The following is a 20,474-nucleotide window of genomic DNA, read 5'->3' as shown; positions in this document are numbered from 1 at the left end:
CCGATGTTAACCCGAAAGGATTCTGAGACCATGAATAGATTGACTACCGGCGAAATGGCCGGAACCGCCCTGTTTGCGCTGATCCTCGCCCTCCTGGCGTACCGGATTATCCGCGGCATGCCGAAGATGGCCGGAGACATTACCGCCTTCCGCAAACGGACCCTCGTCTGGACCCAGGTCGCCCTGGTGCTTACCGTCCTGCAGCTCAACTTCAAGGCCGGAGACTGGCGCTTCGGCATTATTCTCGGCCTGATCGTCCTGTTCACCGGCAGCATCTGGCTGTCCGCCCGCCGCTATGACAACGCCCGCCAGGCTGAGGCTGAGCAGGGAGAGGAGCATTGAGGGACACGGTGCGTTTGCTGCGTGGAGCGGGGATAGCTGAATGGAGAACAACCTGAAGTAACCCGGCCACCATTCGCCCCCCCTCTCTATCCGCATCCAGTAGATACTGTTTTTCGCATACATTCGGACCATATGCCGCTGTAACAGCTTATATGTACCTTTCAGGCTCCCGCCAGGGAGCCTTTTTTCGTGTCTTCCGGCTGCGCTACAGGCATACTTTCCCTCTCCCTAACCATACTAATGACATTCTATGGATACCGATGGAGGGCTGATGAATGGGCAAAAAACTGAATCTGCTAATGTTCAGCGGGGAGTATGACAAGGCGATGGCCGGGCTGATTCTGGCGAATGCGGCCAGGGATATTGAGGTGGAGGTTACGATGTTCTTCTCGTTCTGGGGGCTGTTCCTCGTCCGGGACCCGGAGACTATGACGCTAGAGGATAAGAGTATCTATGAGAAGCTGATGGATGTCATTACTCCCAAGGGACCGGAGCAGCTCCCGCTCTCGCGGATGAACTTCAGCGGGCTCGGCAAGCTGATGCTGGAGGAGATGATGGAGGATCAAGGAGCACCGAAGCTTATACATTTCCTGAAGGGCGCGCGCAAAAAGAACATCAAGTTCTACGCCTGCAAGCTCTCGGTGGAGATCATGGGCTTCAAGCCGGAGGAGCTGCTGCCCGAGGTGGAGATTATCGATGCCGCCGCGTATCTGAAGGATGCGCTGGAGAGCGATATCCAGCTCTTCATCTGATGGCTATGGGCTTTAACCTAATTACACCACCGGGCATATACTGAGGCAGACGAAGACGGATTGGTTACCCCCGGCGGGCACGCAGAGGCTGCGACTCACACGATACTTGCCTTGCGCAGCACCAGCGACTGCCAGAATCCGTCTCATTGATAGAGCATTCATTGCCTGGAGGGATTGTCCGTGCTGAGTATCCACCGCGCCGCTGCGGCAGACGCGCCGTCTTCACTGCAAGAGCATTTTGCGGCATTTCGTGAGCACACTGTCGGCAGCCGCCATCTGATCTCCACCCCCTACGGACGGCAACCGCTGCTGTATGCCGATTGGACGGCCAGCGGCCGGCTGTATGAGCCGATCGAGCGCAAAATACAGGAGACCTTCGGCCCCTATGTCAGCAACCCGCATACCGACTCCAATACCACCGGCCTGACCATGACCCTGGCTTACCATGAAGCGCGGAGCATCATCCGGCAGCATGTGAATGCCGCCCCCGCAGATGCCCTGCTCTTCTGCGGCAACGGCACCACCGGCGCGGTGAACAAGCTGCTGCGGATCATGGGCCTGAAGCTGCCGGAATGGCTGAAGCAGGAAACCCTCTGCGCACCGGAGGAGCGCCCGGTTATCTTCGTCAGCCATATGGAGCATCATTCCAATCTGCTGCCCTGGCAGGAGAGCTTCGGCGAGGTGGTTACCGTCCCCTCCGGGCCGGGCGGCGAGGTGGATCTGCTGCGGCTCGGGGAGCTGCTGACGATCTACCGGCACCGCCGCTTCAAGATCGGTTCCTTCACCGCCTGCTCCAATGTCACCGGCATAGAGACCCCGTATCATCAGCTTGCTGCGCTCATGCACCGGCATGGCGGGGTATGCTTCGTGGATTTCGCAGCCAGCGCCCCTTATCAGGAGATCAATATGCATCCGGCAGCCCCGCAGGAGAAGCTGGACGCCATCTTCTTCTCTCCGCATAAATTCCTCGGAGGCCCGGGAACCGGCGGTGTGCTGCTGTTCGACACCGCGCTCAGCACCGGCCGGCTGCCGGATGAGCCCGGCGGCGGCACCGTAGTATGGGTGAACCGCTGGGGCGGACGCCGCTACATTGATGATGTTGAGGTACGCGAGGACGGAGGCACCCCCGGCTTCCTGCAGGCGATCCGCACCGCCCTCTGCGTGAAGCTGAAGGAGCAGATGAACGGAACCGGACAATATATGATCGTCCGTGAACAGGAGCTCTGCCGGAAGCTGCTCTCGGGTCTGGGGCAGATTCCCGGCTGCTCTGTGCTGGAGGGCGTACACCGTAAGCGGCATGGCATTGTCTCCTTCACGCTGAAGGAGATTCATTACAATCTCGCGGTACGGCTGCTGAATGACCGCTTCGGCATTCAGGCGCGCGGCGGCTGCTCCTGCGCCGGTCCGTACGGCCATCAGCTGCTCGGGCTGAACCCGGCGCAATCCCAGGCATTCATCCAGGCGATTCACGCCGGGGACCAGTCGCTGAAGCCGGGCTGGGTCCGCCTGTCCCTGCACCCGATCATGACGGACCGGGAGGTAGAGCATATGATCTTCGCCGTACAGTCTATCGTCAGCAATATCGGGGAATGGAGTAAGGATTACCGCTACAATGCGGTCACCAATAGCTGGCTTCATACCGGGGAGAGAGGCGTTACAGAGGACGAGGAGATTCGTGAATTATTTGTGCTGTAGCGGCGCTTGGCCGCGCAGCTCCCGCTCCCGCGCCAGCCGGGCGAACCTGGCTTCAATCGCTTTAACCCCCCACAGGGAAGCTCCGATAAACAGCAGCACATAGATGATTTCCGCCGGATGGCGGATGAACCGCTGCACATCATTGCCGATGTAGGATACCGCAAATACCATAATGGCTTTGCCGGCACACAGTGCAATCAGATAGGAACGCAGCCGCATTCCGGCCAGACCCGCCGCCATATTAATCACCACGAACGGCCCCACCGGGAACAGGCTAAGCAGGAACACATAGCTGAACCCGCTCTGGCGGACCCAGGTCATCGCTTTGGCTACCTTGGGCCGCTTGGCCCATTTGGTGAGGTAGGGATGGCCGGCAATTTTGCGGATAATCAGGAAGGTGACCGTGCAGCCTGCGACCAGGCCGATCCAGGAATACAGGAACCCCAGCCATAACCCGTACACCGCCCCGTTAAGCCCTACAATCGCTATAGTCGGCAGCGGAGGCACGAACGATTTCATGAAGGTAAGCCCCACACCCGGGAGCGGACCGAACGAGCGGTATTGCTCCAGCAGCTGTAACAGGCGCTCCTCGGTCAGCCATGACATAATATCTATATAGAACATTTCTTCAGCGCTCCTCAAGTACTCTAGTGAGTTTCAATTATACAATACTTTCTGCTTCTCTGATGCCAAGCGGAAGCGGCTTTACTGTCTATTTTATGGACGATACCGTATCGGCGGGAAATAGAAGGATATGTAATCAACAGGCTGGACAAGCGCAAGCTGCCGGAGATATGATGAAATTATGAGAACATTTGATTATAGTCTGCTGGCCAAAAGAGTGCTCGCCCTGTTATGCATCGGCCTGCTCACCGCAGTGGCGCTGGTTCCCCTGCTTGGCTCCTCGTCTGCCTGCTACAGCCCACGGTCAGGATGGGCCGATTTGTCCTCCTGCACCTTCGATAATACTGCCGTCTACCCGCTTGGAGGGGAATGGGAATTCTATTGGCAGGAGCTGCTGGAACCGCAGCATTCCTTATCCCGGACCGCAGAGGCACCGGCCTATATGTCCGTGCCCGGCGCTTGGGGCCGGGGATCGGAGGCTACCGGCTCCTCCCGCTACGGATATGCGACCTACCGACTGCTGGTTCAGCTGCCGCCAGGGGTCCCCGCCTTCGCCCTCAAGGTGAGCAATATCCGCAATGCCAGCGAGGTATATGTAAATGGCGAGCGGCTGGGCGGAAGCGGGACACCAGGGGAATCCCGGGAGACCACCAAGCCGCGCAATCATCCGTATTCCCTGATTTTTCAGAGCAATTCTAACCTGGCGGAGATTCTGATACATACATCCAATTTCACATATTCAAACGGAGGCATTGCGGAGCCTATCCGGATCGGTACTCCTGCTGCTATAGCTGCCATCGACCAGCGGAACCGGACCTATGATATATTGCTGGTAGCGGGCTTTTCTTTTATCGGCCTGTACTTATTCGGTCAGGGCTTCCAGCGCAAAGAGGACAAGTCTTCATTCCAGCTGGCCGTCTACTGTTTCATGATTGCCCTCTATATGCTGACGCACAGCGAGAAGCTGCTCTTCGAGTACCTCCCATCCCTCTCGTATGAAGGATTCAGCAAGCTGCAGGCGGTGTCAGGTGTAGTCGGGTTCTATTGCGTGTCCAGCTATACCTATTCCCTGTTTCCTGCTCTGTATTCCCGGCTCTTCAAGCGGATCTGCTTCGTGTATGCCTTGAGCTTCTGCACCATTGTACTGTTCACCACGCTGCCTGTATATTCGCGGATTACAGGGGTGCTGCTGACCTTCAGCTTCATCTCTGTCTGCTATACCTTCTACGTCATGGTCAAGGCCGCCTGGCGGAGGGAGACCGGTTCTAACTATCTGCTGATCGGTGTGATTGCTGCAGTCATGTTCACCTTATCCTTAGTGAGCAATCTGTTCTTCGGGACTGAACTCTATGCCGTTCCGCCGGTATCCGGTCCGATCTTCATTCTTGCCGAGGGGCTGTTCCTGTCTGCTCGCCATGCCCATGCATATCAGACCATTAAGCAGCTATCCCAGCTGCTTGAGCGCAAGGACAGGGATAAGGACGAGTTCCTGCTGAAGACCTCCGCCGAGCTGCGGACGCCGCTGAATGCCATCATTAACGTGGCGTTATCCATGCATGAGGGAGCGGGAGGACCGCTAAGCCCGTCTCAGCGGGAGGATATGCGGCTGATTCTCGGTACCGGCAGAAGACTGGCCTTCATGGTCAGAGACATTCTCGACTATGAACAGATCAAGCGCCAGCGCATCACCCTGCAATGGGGGACTGTCGATATCCAGGGGGTAGCGGCCATTGTCATCGAGGTCTTCCAGTTCCTGAACAAGAAGGGCAGCATCCGCATCAAAAATCACATTCCGCCGGGCCAATTTCTGGTCCAGGCAGATGAGCAGCGGCTGATGCAGATTCTCTATACCCTGCTGGATAATGCGCTGAAATTCACGGACCGCGGCAGCGTGATGATTGAGGCCGCCTGGCAGGAGGAGTTCCTCTCCGTTGCCGTCACCGATACCGGAAAGGGCATTCCCGAGGATCAGCTGGAGTACCTCTTCCGCGACTATGAGCAGCTCAGCGAGGCCGATTCATTGGAGACTGGAGGTCTCGGACTAAGTCTTGCAATCAGCCGCAAGCTGGTAGAACTGCATGGCGGGAGCATCTCCGTCTCTTCCCGGGTTGGCCGGGGCAGTACATTCACTTTCACGCTTCCGGGCAACGAGGCGGAAGCCGCCGCTGCCGCCCAAGCCGGAGAACAGGCGCTCTTAAGACAAGCGTATACCCAGCCGGAAATGCTGGATGACCTCTGGAAATACCGGTCGGCTGATCCGCCGCAATCCAGCGGGCAAGCTGCTCCCTATGCGCCGCGTATCCTGATCGTAGATGACGATTATGCCAACCTGAAGGCACTGACTAACCTGCTGTCGCTGGAGAATTACAGCATCGCAAGCCGCAGCAGCGGCAAGGAAGCGCTGGCACTGCTGGCCGGTGACCGGAATTTCGATCTCTGCATTATTGATGTCATGATGCCGGAGATGTCCGGGCTGGAGTTGTGCAGGATCATCCGCCTGACCTACACCCCGCTGGACCTGCCGATCCTGATGGCTACGGCCGGGCAGCAGCTTCACTTCAACGAGGCGGCCTTCCGGGCCGGAGCCAATGATTTCATCCATAAGCCTTATATCTGGAGTGATCTTAAGGGACGGGTCAACACGCTGGTTCAGCTAAGGCGGTCTGTCTCCGAGCGGCTCAGCTCAGAGATCGCCATGCTGCGCGCGCAGATCAAACCGCATTTTCTCTACAACGCGATTAATACAATCATCTGGATGAGTACGCGTGACACCGAGAAGACACAGCAGCTGTTATACGATCTGAGCCATTTCCTGCGCGGCAGCTTCGACTTCAGCAACCAGGAGACCGCCATTCCGTTCGAGAAGGAGCTTGAGCTGATCGAAGCCTATCTGTCGCTGGAGCAGGCCCGGTTCGGGAAGCGGCTGAAGGCCGAATATCATATTGAGGTCAGTGAATTCCCGCTGCCGCCGCTGATTGTGCAGCCCATTGTAGAGAATGCTGTTCGTCACGGACTGATGGAGAAAATTGACGGAGGAACAGTGATCATCTCCACCCGGCAGGAGGGCGGTGATATCCTGATCACCGTCTCGGACAACGGGAAGGGAATGAGCGATGAACAGCTATCCTCGTGGATGAAGGACGACTACCGATCTTCGCATGGCGAAGGCACCGGAATCGGCCTGCGGAACATTAACCGCCGGCTGCTCACACAGTTCGGGCGTCCGCTGATTCTTACCCGGGGAGCCAGCGGAGGTATAGATGTACTGATAACAATCCCATGGAAGGAGGAGGTCTCCTGAGTATGAGCATCTCTGTAATGGTAATTGATGACGAATGGCCGGCACTGGATCAGATGAAGCGGCTGCTGCTCCAGTGTGAAGGAGTATCCTCTGTCCTGACATACGATAACCCGCGCGAAGCCCTCGCTGCTGCTTCCGAACTGAAGCCGGATGTTCTATTCCTGGACATCCAGATGCCGGAGCTGTCCGGCCTCACTTTTGCCGAGAAGCTGTTGCCAGTATCTCCGGACACAGACATCGTATTCGTAACCGCCTACCGGAATTATGCTGTCGAAGCCTTCGACTTGTCTGCGATGGATTATCTGTTGAAGCCCGTTGATCCTTCGCGGCTGCTGAAGACATGGAACAAGCTGCTCAGTAAGCGTCTAGCGCCGGCGGCTGCCGGGGCAGCCGGAGCAACTGGAGCAGCCGGGAGGACAACTGCGTTCCGGCTCCTGGGGGATTATGAGCTAACCAGCCCTCAGGGCTTAGTGAAGTGGAGAACACATAAGGCCCAGGAATTATTTGCGTATCTGTGGATTCACAGGCAGGGCAGTGTCAGCGTCATTCTGAATGATGTGTTTCCGCAGTGGAATTACGAGAAGGGCAAGCAATATCTGCACACTACGGTCTACCAGATCCGCACCACCTTGAAGAAAGCCGCGCTGGAGGACAAGATTGAGCTGACCTTCGGCAGGGAGAATTACAGGCTGGAATCAAGGGGAATCGAGGGCGACATTGAGAAATTTCAGGAAGCTGCCACCCTTGCGCTGCAAAGCAGCCAACTGGAGGGTATGCAGCAGGCCGCCGCCCTGTACACCGGTGACCTGCTTCAGTCGCTGGACAGCCTCTGGGTATATTCCGCCCGTGACAAATACCGCCGGCTGTACCTCAAGCTGCTGGAGCAGCTTACCCAGGGATTGGTGCAGGCTGCACGTCCACACGAGGCCGAAGATTACGCCGTGCGCCTGACGGAGCTGGAGCCGCTGGAGGAGAGCTACGCCCTGCGGCTGATTGCGATCTATTACGAAACCGCCAAACCCCTGCGCGCCCTGCGCAAATTCACCCAGTTCAGTGAATCCTACATCGCAGAGACCGGCGACGCCTTGCCGGACTGGTTCGTCGATGAATACCGGCGGCTGGGGAGATAGCGTCGAAATTCTATCGTTACTCCATAATATCCTTTGAGAGACCGAGAAATATTTCTTATCGTATGCTTTGGAAACTATATAAATTGAACTAATGTTTTTATGTTTTGGAATTAGCTGTGACTCCAGAGAAGTTTTGGACTTCCGGCCGCTGTTGTCTACAGATTTCATGATTTTATACCGTTTTTAACGGTTGAAGTCCGTAGACAAAGGCGGTCGCTACCGCTCCTCCAGTTCCAAAATTCCCCTCCGACACTTTTCCTTTAACTTAAATTTTTAGTTCATCTATATAACAGTAAAAGGACGACAATCATTCGAACTTAGCGAATGATTGTCGTCCTTTCAGAATACTTTTATACACTTGTATTATTTAAATGATAATTGGTATTCGATAGCTGTATGGCCTTTGAAATCCTCTTCAAATAACTTATAGTCAATCCCATAATATTATTTTTCACAAAATTTAAAAGGAATCCTTGAATCGCCCAAATTTCAGTTTCATACCCTTGATGGTCGTATTAGCTTTTCATAGTATCCCCAAAATTTCTCATTATTCTGTTTAGCAATAGCCTCTCCTGTACTTGCCTTCTTCCACTTTTTACATGCGGGACATTTAAAGTCTGCAAACTCAGTCGAATTACTATTTGTACACAACGATAAGCACTAAAAATATTACAAGAATAGCAAATACCGATATAGTCGCATATAAAGACTTGCTTCGAAAATTAATTTTGTTCATATTTTGGCTTTTTCCTCATTACTCATTCCTCTGTTAAGGTTGGCTTCTCCTCCACACAATCTGACCATTTTTATTAATGTATACTTCTCCATCAACACTATATGCGTAAGAAAGCCCCTTAGAAAAGCGTCCAGCCCAGTCAAGCGTTGGTTGAATAACCCAAGCCCCTGTTTTATTAATGAATCCGGTCTTCCCTCCCGATTCGGCAACTGCAAGTCCTTCATGAAAGTCACTCGCTGCATCAAATTGGTTAGGAATAAGTAGTTTTCCTTTGTTATCTATATAACCTGATTTCCCATTTATTTTAACCGCCGCCAAGCCTTCCGAAAAAGAGTGAACCTCCTCATACTTAGCAGGAATATCTAATTTTCCTCTCTTATTAATAAAGCCATAGTTAGCTCCTGCTTTAACAGCTGCCAATCCCTCTGAAAAAGAATCCCCATTTTTATAACTTGAATTGAACAAAAACTTCCCTTTCTTATCAATATAATGGGAAATTCCATTTATTGTAACCAGAGCAGCGCCTTCAGAGAAATCCTCAGCGCTGTTATATTGGGCTTTTATTACTATTTGCCCGGAAGAATTAATGTATCCACATCCACTTCCCACTTGGACAGCAGCCAATCCTTCGGAGAAATTATTAGCTTTTTTGAATTGCGGTTTAATAAGACTAGTTCCTGTAATATCCATATAACCATAGTTAGATACAGCAAAATCAGTTGCAGTTTTAAGCGTTCTATACGCTGCAAGTCCTTCTGAAAATTCCTTGGCATCATAATAATTTCCCTTAGGTATTACTTTATTTCCTTGTTGATTGATGAATCCGTCAAATTTAGCATTTGAATAAACAATGGCTAGCCCTTCATTAAAAGCATAGGCATCTGTAAATTTCGTTTGATAATCAATAACCACTTTGCCTTCTGCATCAATATAGCCAAATTTCCCTCCGCGTGATACCGGAAAAAGATTTTGCTTAGAGTATAATGAAACAATCTGAGATTCCCCGTACCACTTCACTTCGAGTCCGCTGGCTTCCCCAATGAAACGAAGTGGTACAAACGTTGCCCCATCAATTATCTGTGGAGATACTTGAAGTATAGTTGGAGTATCATTTATCCAAGCCGTATTTTGATTAATTACTAATTTAATAGTAGTGCCTGTCTTCTGACCAGAAATTGTTTTGCTTGCTGAGTCGTAACTAACATTAAAACCTATTTTTTCAAATATCCCTTTAAATGGAACCAATACCGTGCTGTTCTTCATAATTGGTGAGTGCTTTTTTTGAATGGGATTTCCATACAATATCACTCTAATTCCATTTTTCGCAAAAGCAGACTCTTTACTGACCATCGCAATTAAGAATATAACAAGGAAAAATGAGAACAGCACTTTTATTGATTTGCGCATATCTTACAATTCAGCTCCTTTGGTTTTTATTTCATCGAAGAATCTAAGTGATATTACCACCCCCTAACAATCTAAGGAATTGGCTATATTATCAATTAATTCCCAGTTAAAGAAATTATAACATTGTTGCTAGAATCACGTGCTACGGTAGCATCATTCTGGTCTGAACGACATACTTTCTGCCGCCAATACCATCTGGTACATCTGCTCCAGTTTTGCGCATGGAAAAAAACACTCGATATTTTACGCCATGATTCGACGTTTATCAGTGTTTTATCAGTGACAATTGTTACCATTGTTCATATACAAAGATCATTCGTGCATAGGGATGCATCATTATGATGGCAATGGGGGATGTAACATGAATAAAAGGAATAGATTCAAGCGGGCAATCAGAGGGATGAAGGTACTGCCGCTTATGATGTCCATGATTCGTGAGGCTGCAGTGGATAACACCGCTCCTGCGATGTCTGTTGAGGTGACCACTGACAAAGAGGCCTATAATCCGGGGGATGAAGTTACCGTGCTGGTGCATTTAAAAGACTTCGCGCCAAATGACCGTGGCTACAGCTATCTTAACTTCATTATCCAATATGACAGCCAGGTATTTGATAACCTTGAATATACACAGCATTCGGTCTATGCGGAAGGAAATTATACGGCTGGAAGCGAGGTCGATGACCTGTTCCAGTTCAATTTCCAGAGTCCCGTGGATGGCAGTATCTATCTCGGAAAAAATACAAGTATGCGCGGCATTGATATTCAGGTTGAAGCGGGCAGCGGACAGCAGACGATTCCGGCGGTAGACCAGACGCTGGTCACGTTCAAGCTGCGGGTCAAAGCACTTACGCTCGCCTCCTCCGCAACGATCAGCCTGGCCAATGAATTCACCAGAATCCGCACCTCTGAAGCCGCAAATAGCATTTATCTCTACTCGCCCGATGTCACAGCGAACTCCCCGGCAAGGATCGAAATTACCCAATCTCCGTCCGTCTCCGTCTTCTCTGCACTGGAGTCTGTTAACCGTCTTACGTAGCAGTGAATCCTACAGTTGCGGCAGCTCCATCCACATACATATCCCTTACATCATTAGCTGCCGTCTATATTTTTTGTACTATGGTGAATATACATAGGATACAGCATTAGCCCTGAGAAGCATGAGATTGTATTCGGTTTTCCGCATACATTCTGGACTCTTACTCTCCTAAACATAAATAAAAGACCAAGCCAACGTCAGAGACGTTCGGAGCTTGATCTTTCGTTATCCGGTTTACGCCTGGGCTTCAATCGGCTCCACGGGTCTGGTTCGGCCAACAAGCAGCGTCGTCACATGCTTGCGCGCGTCCGCTGTGAGCAGCAGCAGCTCCACCGGCCCGCCGGCCGGCTCCCTGCGGATGAAGGTAACTCTGGCACCGTCCAGATTCTCATAGATGCCAGCAACGGTATAGCCCAGCCCGATCAGATTGTCAATTTCCTGCCGTTCCCGGTCGAACTCTGCAAATGCTGACATCTCAGACCACTCCTCCGCTGATTTCTGCCTGGGCCGCATGGGGAGCTTCGGCCTCGAAGCGCTTGCGGTGCAGATATTTCCCCTGTCCTGCGGCACCGACGAATACCTTGTCCCGAATCACGAACTCTCCCCGGCTCAGCACAGAGACCGGCTCTCCCTTGACCTCCAGCCCCTCGAACGCATTATAGTCCACGTTCATATGATGGGTCTCTGCCGACAGTGTCCGTTCCACTGCCGGGTCGAAGATCACAATATCGGCATCGCTGCCCACGGCAATCGTGCCCTTCTGCGGGAACAGGCCGAACAGCTTGGCGCTTGAGGTGGCGATGATATCTACGAATTTGTTCAGCGTGATCCGGCCCTTCTGCACCCCTTCGGAGTAGAGGACGCTGAACCGGTCTTCGATGGTGGGTCCACCGTTCGGGATCTTCGAGAAATCACCCCGCCCCAGCTCCTTCTGTCCCTTGAAGTTGAACGAGCACTGGTCGGAGCCGATGGTCTGCAGCGTCCCGCTCCACAGCGCATCCCACAGCACATCCTGGTTCCACTGTTCGCGCAGCGGAGGGGACCAGACATACTTGGCGCCTTCGAAATCCGGCTTCGCCAGCGCCGACTGGTCCAGCACCAGATACTGCGGGCAGGTCTCGCCGTAGACGCGCAGCCCTTTCTTGCGGGCTTCGGCAATCTTCCAGGCTGCCTCGGCGCAGGTGACATGCACCACATAGAGCTGTGAATCCGTCAGCCCGGTTAGATACGCCGCCCGGCCAGTCGCCTCCCCCTCCAGCTCAGGGGGACGGGTCAGCGCATGATAGAGCGGATCGGTATTTCCTGCGGCAAGCGCCTGGTCCACCAGATACTCGATGACATCCCCGTTCTCGGCATGCACCATAACCAGCGCCCCTTCGCGCTTCGCCGCCTGAAGCGTCTTATACAGTACACCGTCGTCGGCCTGGAACGTGTTCTTGTAGGCCATGAACACCTTCAGCGAGGTGATGCCCTCCTGCTCGATAATCTGCGGCAGCTCGCTGAGCACCTTGTCATTCAGCTCTGACACCATCAGGTGGAAGCTGTAGTCGATGACTGCTTTATCCTGCGATTTGTAATGCCAGGTGTCTACGGCCTGCTGGAGCGGCTGCCCCTTCGTGGTCAGGCAGAAGTCGATTACCGTGGTGGTTCCGCCGTAAGCGGCGGCAATCGTGCCGGTCTCGAAGTCATCGGCGGTAACCGTACCGCCGAAGGGCATATCCAGGTGGGTATGGGGATCAATCCCTCCCGGAAAGACATAACAGCCGGAAGCATCTATGATCTCTGCTCCCGGCGCTTCCAGATTCAGGCCGATGCCGCTGATGATTCCATCCTCAATCAGGACATCCCCCGTATACGTATCTGCCGCTGTAACGATAATCCCGTGCTTAATGATCTTCTTCATCTTAACCCGCCTCCACTTCCGAATAAGCACCGTTGACTCCGCTGATGATCCGGCTGCGCTGATTCCAGCTCATCGGGGCCGCTCCGCCCTCCAGTGCAATCATATCAATGGCTCCGTCTGCCGGGCAGACAATCGAACACAGATTGCAGCCTACACAATCCTCCTCGCGCACTTGCAGAATCGCCTTGCCCTCCGCATTCGTCAGCATATCGATGCATTGATGAGAGGCGTCTTCACAGGCAATATGGCATTTATTGCAGTTGATGCAGTTCTCCTCGTTGATCCGCGCAACGACTTGATAGTTAAGATCAAGATCGCCCCAGTTGGAATATTTGGGCACCGACTTGCCAATCAGCTCGGTTACCGAAGCCAGCCCCTTCTCGTCCAGGTAATGGTTCAGACCGTCGATCATCTCCTCCACAATCCTGAAGCCATGATGCATAACCGCTGTGCAGACCTGAATCCCTGTCGAGCCCATCAGCATGAATTCGACGACATCCTGCCAGGTGGAGATGCCGCCGATGCCGGAGATCGGCACGCCGACTTCACGGTCCCGGGCACATTCCGCCACCATGCTAAGGGCAATCGGCTTGACGGCCGGGCCGCAATAGCCGCCGTGCGCTCCCTGGCCGCCGACATTCGGAATCGTATTCCAGCTGTGGATGTCCACCCCGGCCAGACTGTTGATGGTATTGATCAGGCTGATCGCATCCGCGCCGCCCTTGACGGCGTGCCGGGCCACCACGGTAATGTCGGTGATGTTCGGCGTCAGCTTCACAATGACCGGGGTGGTTGCCACCTCCTTGACCCAGGCGGTCTGCGCCTGCACCAGATCCGGCTGCTGGCCCGAAGCCGCGCCCATGCCGCGTTCAGCCATGCCGTGCGGACAGCCGAAGTTCAGCTCCAGACCGTCTACGCCGATGGCCTCCACACGCTTCACAATCTCATGCCACTTCTCCCGCTTCGGCTCCACCATCAGGGAAGCAATGATCGTACGGTCCGGGAATCTCCGCTTCGTCTCATAGATTTCCTTCAGGTTGACCTCCAGCGGACGGTCGGTAATCAGCTCAATGTTGTTAAACCCCGCTACACGCTGTCCGCCAAAATGAACGGCGGCGAACCGGGCCGAGGTATTGATGACCGGCTCCCCGAGCGTCTTCCACACCGCGCCACCCCAGCCCGCCTCGAACGCACGCTGCACCTGATAGCCTGTATTGGTAGGCGGCGCAGAGGCCAGCCAGAACGGATTCGGTGACTTGATGCCTGCAAAATCAATACTGAGATCTGCCATTGCCATTCCCTCCCTCTTCTATGAAATCCGCGTTATACGGCAGAGCCGACTACGCCATCCTGACGGCCTGACCACTGCTTCACAATCGCATAGGCAGCATCCTTGCCCTGCTGCGCGGCAGAGACCACCATGGCTTCCCCCGTCCCTGCGCCAAAAACAATATCGCCGGCAGCATAAATCTGCGGATCAGAGGTACGGCCGGTCGCGGGATCGATCTCAACTACGCCCCGCTTATGCTTAAGCCCCAGCGCCTCAATGAGGTCCATCCGCCGCTTCTGGCCGATAGCCACCACTACGGCATCCACCGGGAGCAGGAATTCCGAGCCCGCCACCGGCACGGGAGAGGGGCGTCCATCCGGCCCGGCCTCACCGGTCAGCTCCATCCGCACACATTCCAGTGCCGCGACATTCCCCAGCTCATCCCCGACAATCCGCTTCGGCAGGGTCAGCCAGTTGAATTCCACCCCCTCCTGCTTGGCGAATTCATATTCGAAATCATAAGCCGTCATCTCCCCGCGCGTCCGGCGGTAGATCATCTTCACATTCGCCGCGCCGAGCCGCACCGAGCAGGTGGCCGCATCAATGGCCGTATTGCCCGCACCAATAACAGCCACACGCTGTCCCATCAGCTCCAGGGCAGGAATCCCGGTCTTGGTGGTCTCCACCAGCTCGATCGCATCATAGACACCGGACAGCTTCTCGCCTTCAATCCCCAGCGGAGGCACGTAACCCATCCCGGCCGCCAGCACAATCGCATCATATCCGGCCTTAAGCTCTTCTATAGAAATATCCACTCCCACCTTCGTTCCCGTACGGATCTCTACGCCCAGCTTCTCCACCTGCTCCACCTCCCAGAGCGAGATGTCCTGCGGCAGCCGGAAGGAGACAATCCCGTGGGTATCCAGGCCTCCGGCCAGCGGCTTCGCCTCATAGATCACCACCTGGAAGCCTTCGCGCGCCAGCTCTCTGGCCGCTGACAGACCTGCCGGTCCGCCGCCGATCACCGCTACCTTCTTGCCGTTAGGCTCACCTGCCCGGAAGAGCTGGAGCCCGCTGCGGATCGCCCAATCCGTGGCATAACGCTGCAGCAGGCCAATCTCAATCGGTGCGGAAGCGCCGTTCAGCACACAGGCCCCCTCGCACAGCTCCTCCGTAGGACATACCCTTGCGCAGCTTGCACCGACCGGATTGGCCTCCATGATGGTCTGCGCCGCCCCTCTGAGATTGTCGGTAGCGATTCTTTTGATGAAGGAAGGGATATTGATGCTGGTCGGACAGGCCTTGATGCACGGCGCATCATAACAGTACAGACAGCGGTTGGATTCCTCGGTGGCCCCCTTGCGGGTAAGCCCCGGCTCTGCCTCGGCAAAATTACGCATGAACAGCTCAGGCGTCAATGTGGTTAACGGTGAAGATTGCTCCATCGGGTACCCCTCCTTCTGGCCAAAGTAGCTTCCACTCTCGGCTTCGATTTATGTTATATAATATAACATTATTACGATGATCGCCTTATTATTTTGCATACTTGTAAGAATTATTGTAGTAAAATAAACTTCAAGCCGGTAAAATCGCTAATCACACTCCAATTTAAGTTAAGTTTCCTGACATATTATATTCAAACTATAGCCAATCCGTTTTTTCGTTACATTAGACAGATTGTCTAATTTCAAAAGTCACTTTTTTACCTGTGAGAATGGCCTGAGAACGAAGTGAATGAGGGGGAAGCTTATGGACTGGGAACTTGTATTTACGATCCGCGACGCGCTGAAGCGGCCGCTGTTCGCTGAAGCTGAGCTGATCGGGGGAAGAAACGGCCTGAACCGGGCCGTCCGCTGGGTGCATGTGCTGGAGAGCGCGAGCCTGGAGAGTCTGATTCACGGGGAAGAGATGATTCTGACCACCGGAATGAGCGCAAGCACGGATCTGGACGCTGCCCTGTCTTTCATGCAGAATCTGATTGATAAGAACGCCGCCTGCCTGTGCATTGAGCTGGGAGCCTACTTCAGTGCCATTCCGCAGGAGATGATCGCTCTTTCGAACCTGCACGATTTTCCGCTGATCCAATTCACCCGCACTGTACGGTTCGTCGACATTACACTCGATCTGCATTCCCTCATCATCAACCGCCACCACCGGATGCTGCAGGAGCTGGAGAGCATCTCCCGCGAATTTCACCGGCTGACGCTAACCTCCCAGGGAACCCTTAAGGTCCTGCAATTGTTATGTAAAAGCACCCGCACACAGATTCTCTATATGCAGCTGCAAGGCAAACCTCTCTTCTTCCCGGCCCTCGCGCCCGAGGAGCAGCGCCCGCTGCTGGGCTTCTTCGAGACCTTCAGCGAAGAGATGGAGGGAGCAGCACCGGAGGCCGCCCCCTATATCCGCGAATACGGCCACAAGACCATCGCCGTGAAGCCCGTAGGAGCCTTGGACCAGACCTGGGCCTATATCCTGATGGTCTGTAATCACAAGCCGCAGGAATTCGACTGTCTGCTGCTCGATTCCGCCTCCTTATCCATCGCACAGGAGCTGCTGCGCACCCGGTACATGGAGGAACGAAAGCTGTTCTCGGAGAATCTGTGGGTAGATGAGCTGGTCGGGGGACGTACTCAGGACGACAACCGGCTCAAGGGGCTGGTCGGCCCGGACTTCAACCTGGTTAATGAGCTGCCCTACCGGGTCTGCCTGATCGAGATTGAGAATCCCCGGGATGTCAAATGGAACAGCTCGGAGAATGACTGGGAATCCATCACCTTCCATCTCTCGCTCATCCTGCGCTCCATCTTCGAGAAGCACTCCCTCCGGCCGCTGATCACCCTGAAGAACAACCGGCTGACCGTCATTGCCCTGGATATCCAGTCCAAGCTGCCCGGCAAGCTGCGCCTGCAGCAGGCGCTTGATTCCCTGCAGCATATCCGCGCGGATGAGAAGCTGAAGGACCTGCAGCTCGTCATCGGAGTCAGCAAGTCCCACCGGGGCCTGAAGCATGCTCATGCCGGTTATCAGGAAGCCGTACAAGCGCTGTCCCTCTATTCCTGTTATCAGAAGCCGGTCCTCATGTATGAGGAGTTAGGCGTCTTCCAGCTGCTGCTGAGCCTGAACGACGGCAAGACGCTGGAGAATTTCATCCGCAGCTATATCGGCCCGCTGATTGACCACGATGAGGCGAAGGGCAGCGAGCTGCTGCTGACGCTGCGCGTCTACCTCGATCATGACGGGTCGAAGCAGATCGCCGCCCGCAGCCTCTTCATCGTCAGGCAATCCCTCTACTACCGGCTGGACAAAATCACCGAGCTGCTCGGCGAGGACTTCATGCTCCCGGAGAACCGGATCTCCATTCAGGTCGCCCTGCGCGCCTACCAGTTCCTGTACCCGGAGAAATTCACTCTGCCCAGCTCCCGTTCAGCACAGCTGTGAAGGTATCGATGATGAACTGCACATCCTCATCGGCCGAGGATAACGGCGGAGCGAAGGTGAGCACATTATTGAAGCCCGCCACCGTATCGCCGTTCTTGCCTATGATCAGCCCCTTAGCTTTGCACTCGGCAATAATCCCCTTGACCACACTTAGCTCAGTGGGCACTCTGGTGGCCTTATCCGCCACCAGTTCAATCCCAAGGACCAGCCCGAAGCTGCGGATATCGCCAACCAGCTTATGCTCCAAAAGCCCGGCGAACCCGTCCGCCAGCCTGCGGCCCAGAATTCCGGCGCGTTCAACCAGCTGCTCCTGCTCCAGAATCTCCAGGTTGCGCAGGGCAAGCGCACAGGCAGCCGGATTGCCGCCGAAGGTGTTCACATGCCGGAAATGCCCGTAGTCATCGCTGTTATCCTTGAAGGCCTCATAGATCTCCTTGCGCACAGCGGTAGCCGATAACGGCAGATAGCCGCTCGTCAGCCCCTTCGCCATCGTGACAATATCGGGCTTGATCCCGAAATTGTGATGTCCGAACTTGCGGCCGGACCGCCCGAAGCCGCAGATCACCTCGTCGATAATCAGCAATACGCCGTGGGTCCGGCAGATCTCCTGCACCCGGTCCATATAGACCTGATGCGGGACAATCACGCCCCCGCCGGTAATGACCGGCTCCATAATCACCGCCGCTACAGACGCTGCGCCTTCCCAGACGATCATATCCTCAATCGCCTGCGCACACTGGAGGTTGAACGCTTCTTCGCTCATGCCGGCCGGGCGGCGGTAGCTGTCCGGCGGGGCTACATGCAGGAACCCGCCGCCCAGCGGCTCGTACTTGTACTTGCGCTGCGCCTGCCCGGTCGCCGCCAGGGCGCCCAGCGAGCTTCCGTGATAGCCCCGGTAGCGGGCGATGAATTTGTGGCGGTCCGGCTGGCCGGTCTGCTGCTGGTACTGACGGGCTATTTTGAAGGCTGCTTCGTTCGCTTCCGACCCGCTGTTGGAGAAGAAGATGACATACTCATCCTCCAGCCATTCATTCAGCTTCTCGGCCAGCGCGATGGCCGGCATATGGCTCTGCGTCAGCGGGAAATACGGCAGGCTCAGCAGCTGGTTGTACGCCGCCTCCGCCAGTTCCTTCCGCCCGTACCCCACATTCACACACCACAGGCCGGACATGCCGTCCAGGAATTTGTTGCCGTCGATATCGGTAACCCATGAGCCGCTTGCGGAGGCTGCAATCATCGGCGGATACTGCTCACTGTAAGGGGTCATATTATGCCACAAATACCGCTGGTCCTTCTTAACCGCCAGCTCGCTTTCTTTGCCCAGACTCTGCACGGCACACTCTCCTCCTTGGCTTTCCTTCTTTTAGTAACGCGCGGTAATCATTTTCTTGCGGGTATAGAATTCCACACCGTCACGGCCGTTCGCGTGCAGGTCTCCATAGAACGATTTCTTGTATCCTGAGAAAGGGAAGAATGCCATCGGAGCAGGCACGCCCAGATTGACGCCCAGCATCCCGGCGTCAATCTCCTCACGGAATTCGCGGACTGCCCTGGCGCTGTCCGTATAGATGCAAGCCCCGTTGGCGAAGGACGACTTATTCGTGACCGCTATCGCCTCCGCCAGATCCTTCACCCGCACCACTGCCAGCAGCGGCGCGAAGATCTCGTCACGCCAGATCTTCATGCCCGGCATCACATGATCGAAGATCGTCGGGCCCAGGAAATAGCCGTTGCCCGCAGCTGCAGCATCCTTGCGGCCATCCCGCACCAGCACCGCCTTCTCGGCAAGCCCAGCTTCAATGTAATCGATCGTCCGGTCTTTGTTCGCCTGCCGGATGACCGGGCCCAGGATCACCCCCTCCTCCTTGCCGTTCCCGATCTTCAGCCCGTCCGCAGCCTCCGTGATCCGGCTTACCAGCTCATCGGCAATGTCCTCCTGCACCACCACTACAGCGCAGGCCATGCACCGTTCGCCCGCTGAGCCGAAGGCTGCGGATAGGATATTCTTCACCGCATGGTCCAGATCGGCATCCTTCAGCACAATCGAATGATTCTTCGCGCCGGCCAGCGCCTGCACCCGCTTGCCGTGCGCGATCCCCTGCTTATAGACATATTCCGCCACCGGCTGTGAGCCCACGAAGGAGACCGCCTTCACTTCCTCATGCGCCAGCAGGCCGTCCACCACCTCATGCGCCCCGTGTACCACATTCAGCACCCCCGGCGGGAAGCCCGCTTCTGCGAACAGCTCCGCGAGCCGGTTCACCAGCAGCGGCGTCCGCTCGGAGGGCTTCAGCACAAAGGTGTTGCCGCAGGCTACCGCCAGCGGGAACATCCAGCAGGGCACCATCATCGGGAAGTTGAACGGGGCGATGCCGCCCACAACTCCCAGGGGATAGCGGTACATGCCGGACTCTACGCCTGTCGCGATATCCGGCAGCTGGCTGCCCATCATCAGCGTGGGAGCGCCGGCGGCGAATTCCACGCATTCGATGCCGCGCTGCACCTCGCCCAGCGCTTCCTCCAGGCTTTTGCCGTTCTCCAGCGTGATCAGCTCCGCCAGCTCCTTGCTGTGCTGGACCAGCAGCTGCTGGTACCGGAAGAAATAGCGGGCCCTTCGCGGAACAGCGACCCTTTTCCACGCGGAATAGGCTATGGAAGCTGCCCTCACGGCTGCATCCAGCTCTTCCCGGCTGGAGATCGGCACATAGGCAATGATTTCGCCGGTCGCCGGGTTGAACACTTCCTCCTGCCGCCCGGAGGAGGACTCCACCCAAGCTCCGTTTACATAGTTCTTCACCTTACTGGCCTGCCCCGTGAGCAGTGTCATCGTCCGCACCTCT

Annotated in this window: 15 protein-coding genes; 7 read left to right on the top strand and 8 right to left on the bottom strand. The window is 55.2% G+C overall.

Annotated features, from left to right (window positions below; genetic code table 11):
- Nucleotides 1-30: 30 nt before the first annotated feature.
- The 3 genes from MKY96_RS30865 (at nucleotide 31) to MKY96_RS30855 (ending at nucleotide 2,789) form a co-directional block, all read left to right on the top strand.
- The gene (locus MKY96_RS30865) at nucleotides 31-342 is read left to right on the top strand and encodes a hypothetical protein (protein WP_340946414.1); all 312 of its coding nucleotides are present in this window, start codon (nucleotides 31-33) and stop codon (nucleotides 340-342) included.
- Nucleotides 343-617: 275 nt separating this feature from the next.
- Nucleotides 618-1,094: a DsrE/DsrF/DrsH-like family protein gene (locus tag MKY96_RS30860; RefSeq protein WP_076080972.1), complete on the top strand. Its 477-nt coding sequence runs from the start codon at nucleotides 618-620 to the stop codon at nucleotides 1,092-1,094.
- 180 nt (nucleotides 1,095-1,274) lie between these two features.
- Nucleotides 1,275-2,789: an aminotransferase class V-fold PLP-dependent enzyme gene (locus tag MKY96_RS30855; protein ID WP_340946413.1), complete on the top strand. Its 1,515-nt coding sequence runs from the start codon at nucleotides 1,275-1,277 to the stop codon at nucleotides 2,787-2,789.
- Here MKY96_RS30855 and MKY96_RS30850 read toward each other — a convergent pair.
- Entirely contained in the window at nucleotides 2,775-3,413 is a 639-nt protein-coding gene (locus tag MKY96_RS30850) for a TVP38/TMEM64 family protein (RefSeq protein WP_036728222.1), read from the bottom strand. The genes MKY96_RS30855 and MKY96_RS30850 overlap by 15 nt on opposite strands.
- 181 nt (nucleotides 3,414-3,594) lie before the next feature.
- On the opposite strand from MKY96_RS30850, the gene MKY96_RS30845 reads away from it, so the two are divergent.
- Nucleotides 3,595-6,714 (top strand): ATP-binding protein, encoded by a 3,120-nt coding sequence (locus tag MKY96_RS30845; RefSeq protein ID WP_340946411.1) that lies wholly within the window; start codon nucleotides 3,595-3,597, stop codon nucleotides 6,712-6,714.
- Between the two features lie 2 nt (nucleotides 6,715-6,716).
- Nucleotides 6,717-7,844 carry a response regulator gene (locus MKY96_RS30840; RefSeq protein ID WP_340946409.1) on the top strand — a complete coding sequence of 376 codons (1,128 nt, stop codon included), beginning with the start codon at nucleotides 6,717-6,719 and terminating at the stop codon, nucleotides 7,842-7,844.
- Between the two features lie 769 nt (nucleotides 7,845-8,613).
- Here the strand turns inward: MKY96_RS30840 and MKY96_RS30835 are convergent.
- Nucleotides 8,614-9,987: a WG repeat-containing protein gene (locus MKY96_RS30835; RefSeq protein ID WP_340946408.1), complete on the bottom strand. Its 1,374-nt coding sequence runs from the start codon at nucleotides 9,985-9,987 to the stop codon at nucleotides 8,614-8,616.
- A gap of 361 nt (nucleotides 9,988-10,348) precedes the next feature.
- On the opposite strand from MKY96_RS30835, the gene MKY96_RS30830 reads away from it, so the two are divergent.
- On the top strand, nucleotides 10,349-11,023 hold the full coding sequence (locus tag MKY96_RS30830; RefSeq protein WP_340946407.1) for a cohesin domain-containing protein: 675 nt from the start codon (nucleotides 10,349-10,351) through the stop codon (nucleotides 11,021-11,023).
- 234 nt (nucleotides 11,024-11,257) lie between these two features.
- Here MKY96_RS30830 and MKY96_RS30825 read toward each other — a convergent pair whose 3' ends face one another.
- The 4 genes from MKY96_RS30825 to MKY96_RS30810 are packed head-to-tail and all read right to left on the bottom strand — an operon-like array spanning nucleotide 11,258 to nucleotide 15,641.
- On the bottom strand, nucleotides 11,258-11,497 hold the full coding sequence (locus MKY96_RS30825; RefSeq protein ID WP_340946406.1) for a hypothetical protein: 240 nt from the start codon (nucleotides 11,495-11,497) through the stop codon (nucleotides 11,258-11,260).
- 1 nt (nucleotide 11,498) lies between these two features.
- Nucleotides 11,499-12,926 carry a dihydropyrimidinase gene (gene hydA, locus MKY96_RS30820; protein ID WP_340946405.1) on the bottom strand — a complete coding sequence of 476 codons (1,428 nt, stop codon included), beginning with the start codon at nucleotides 12,924-12,926 and terminating at the stop codon, nucleotides 11,499-11,501.
- A gap of 1 nt (nucleotide 12,927) precedes the next feature.
- Nucleotides 12,928-14,217 (bottom strand): NAD-dependent dihydropyrimidine dehydrogenase subunit PreA, encoded by a 1,290-nt coding sequence (gene preA, locus MKY96_RS30815; protein ID WP_340946403.1) that lies wholly within the window; start codon nucleotides 14,215-14,217, stop codon nucleotides 12,928-12,930.
- A 32-nt stretch (nucleotides 14,218-14,249) separates the two neighbouring features.
- Nucleotides 14,250-15,641 carry an NAD(P)-dependent oxidoreductase gene (locus tag MKY96_RS30810; RefSeq protein ID WP_340946402.1) on the bottom strand — a complete coding sequence of 464 codons (1,392 nt, stop codon included), beginning with the start codon at nucleotides 15,639-15,641 and terminating at the stop codon, nucleotides 14,250-14,252.
- Nucleotides 15,642-15,945: 304 nt separating this feature from the next.
- On the opposite strand from MKY96_RS30810, the gene MKY96_RS30805 reads away from it, so the two are divergent.
- On the top strand, nucleotides 15,946-17,634 hold the full coding sequence (locus MKY96_RS30805) for a PucR family transcriptional regulator (protein WP_340946401.1): 1,689 nt from the start codon (nucleotides 15,946-15,948) through the stop codon (nucleotides 17,632-17,634).
- Here MKY96_RS30805 and MKY96_RS30800 read toward each other — a convergent pair.
- Together MKY96_RS30800 and MKY96_RS30795 are read right to left on the bottom strand one after the other, a co-directional pair.
- A complete protein-coding gene (locus tag MKY96_RS30800) occupies nucleotides 17,600-18,967 on the bottom strand; it encodes an aspartate aminotransferase family protein (RefSeq protein WP_340946399.1) in 1,368 nt (455 codons plus the stop codon). The two genes, MKY96_RS30805 and MKY96_RS30800, sit on opposite strands and share 35 nt — an antisense overlap.
- 30 nt (nucleotides 18,968-18,997) lie before the next feature.
- On the bottom strand, nucleotides 18,998-20,461 hold the full coding sequence (locus MKY96_RS30795; protein WP_340946398.1) for a CoA-acylating methylmalonate-semialdehyde dehydrogenase: 1,464 nt from the start codon (nucleotides 20,459-20,461) through the stop codon (nucleotides 18,998-19,000).
- Nucleotides 20,462-20,474: the final 13 nt, after the last annotated feature.

The organism is Paenibacillus sp. FSL R7-0302 (genome assembly GCF_038006885.1).
GTDB lineage: Bacteria > Bacillota > Bacilli > Paenibacillales > Paenibacillaceae > Paenibacillus_AQ.
Note: the sequence above shows the minus strand (reverse complement) of the source record. Positions and strands in the feature narration are given on the sequence as shown.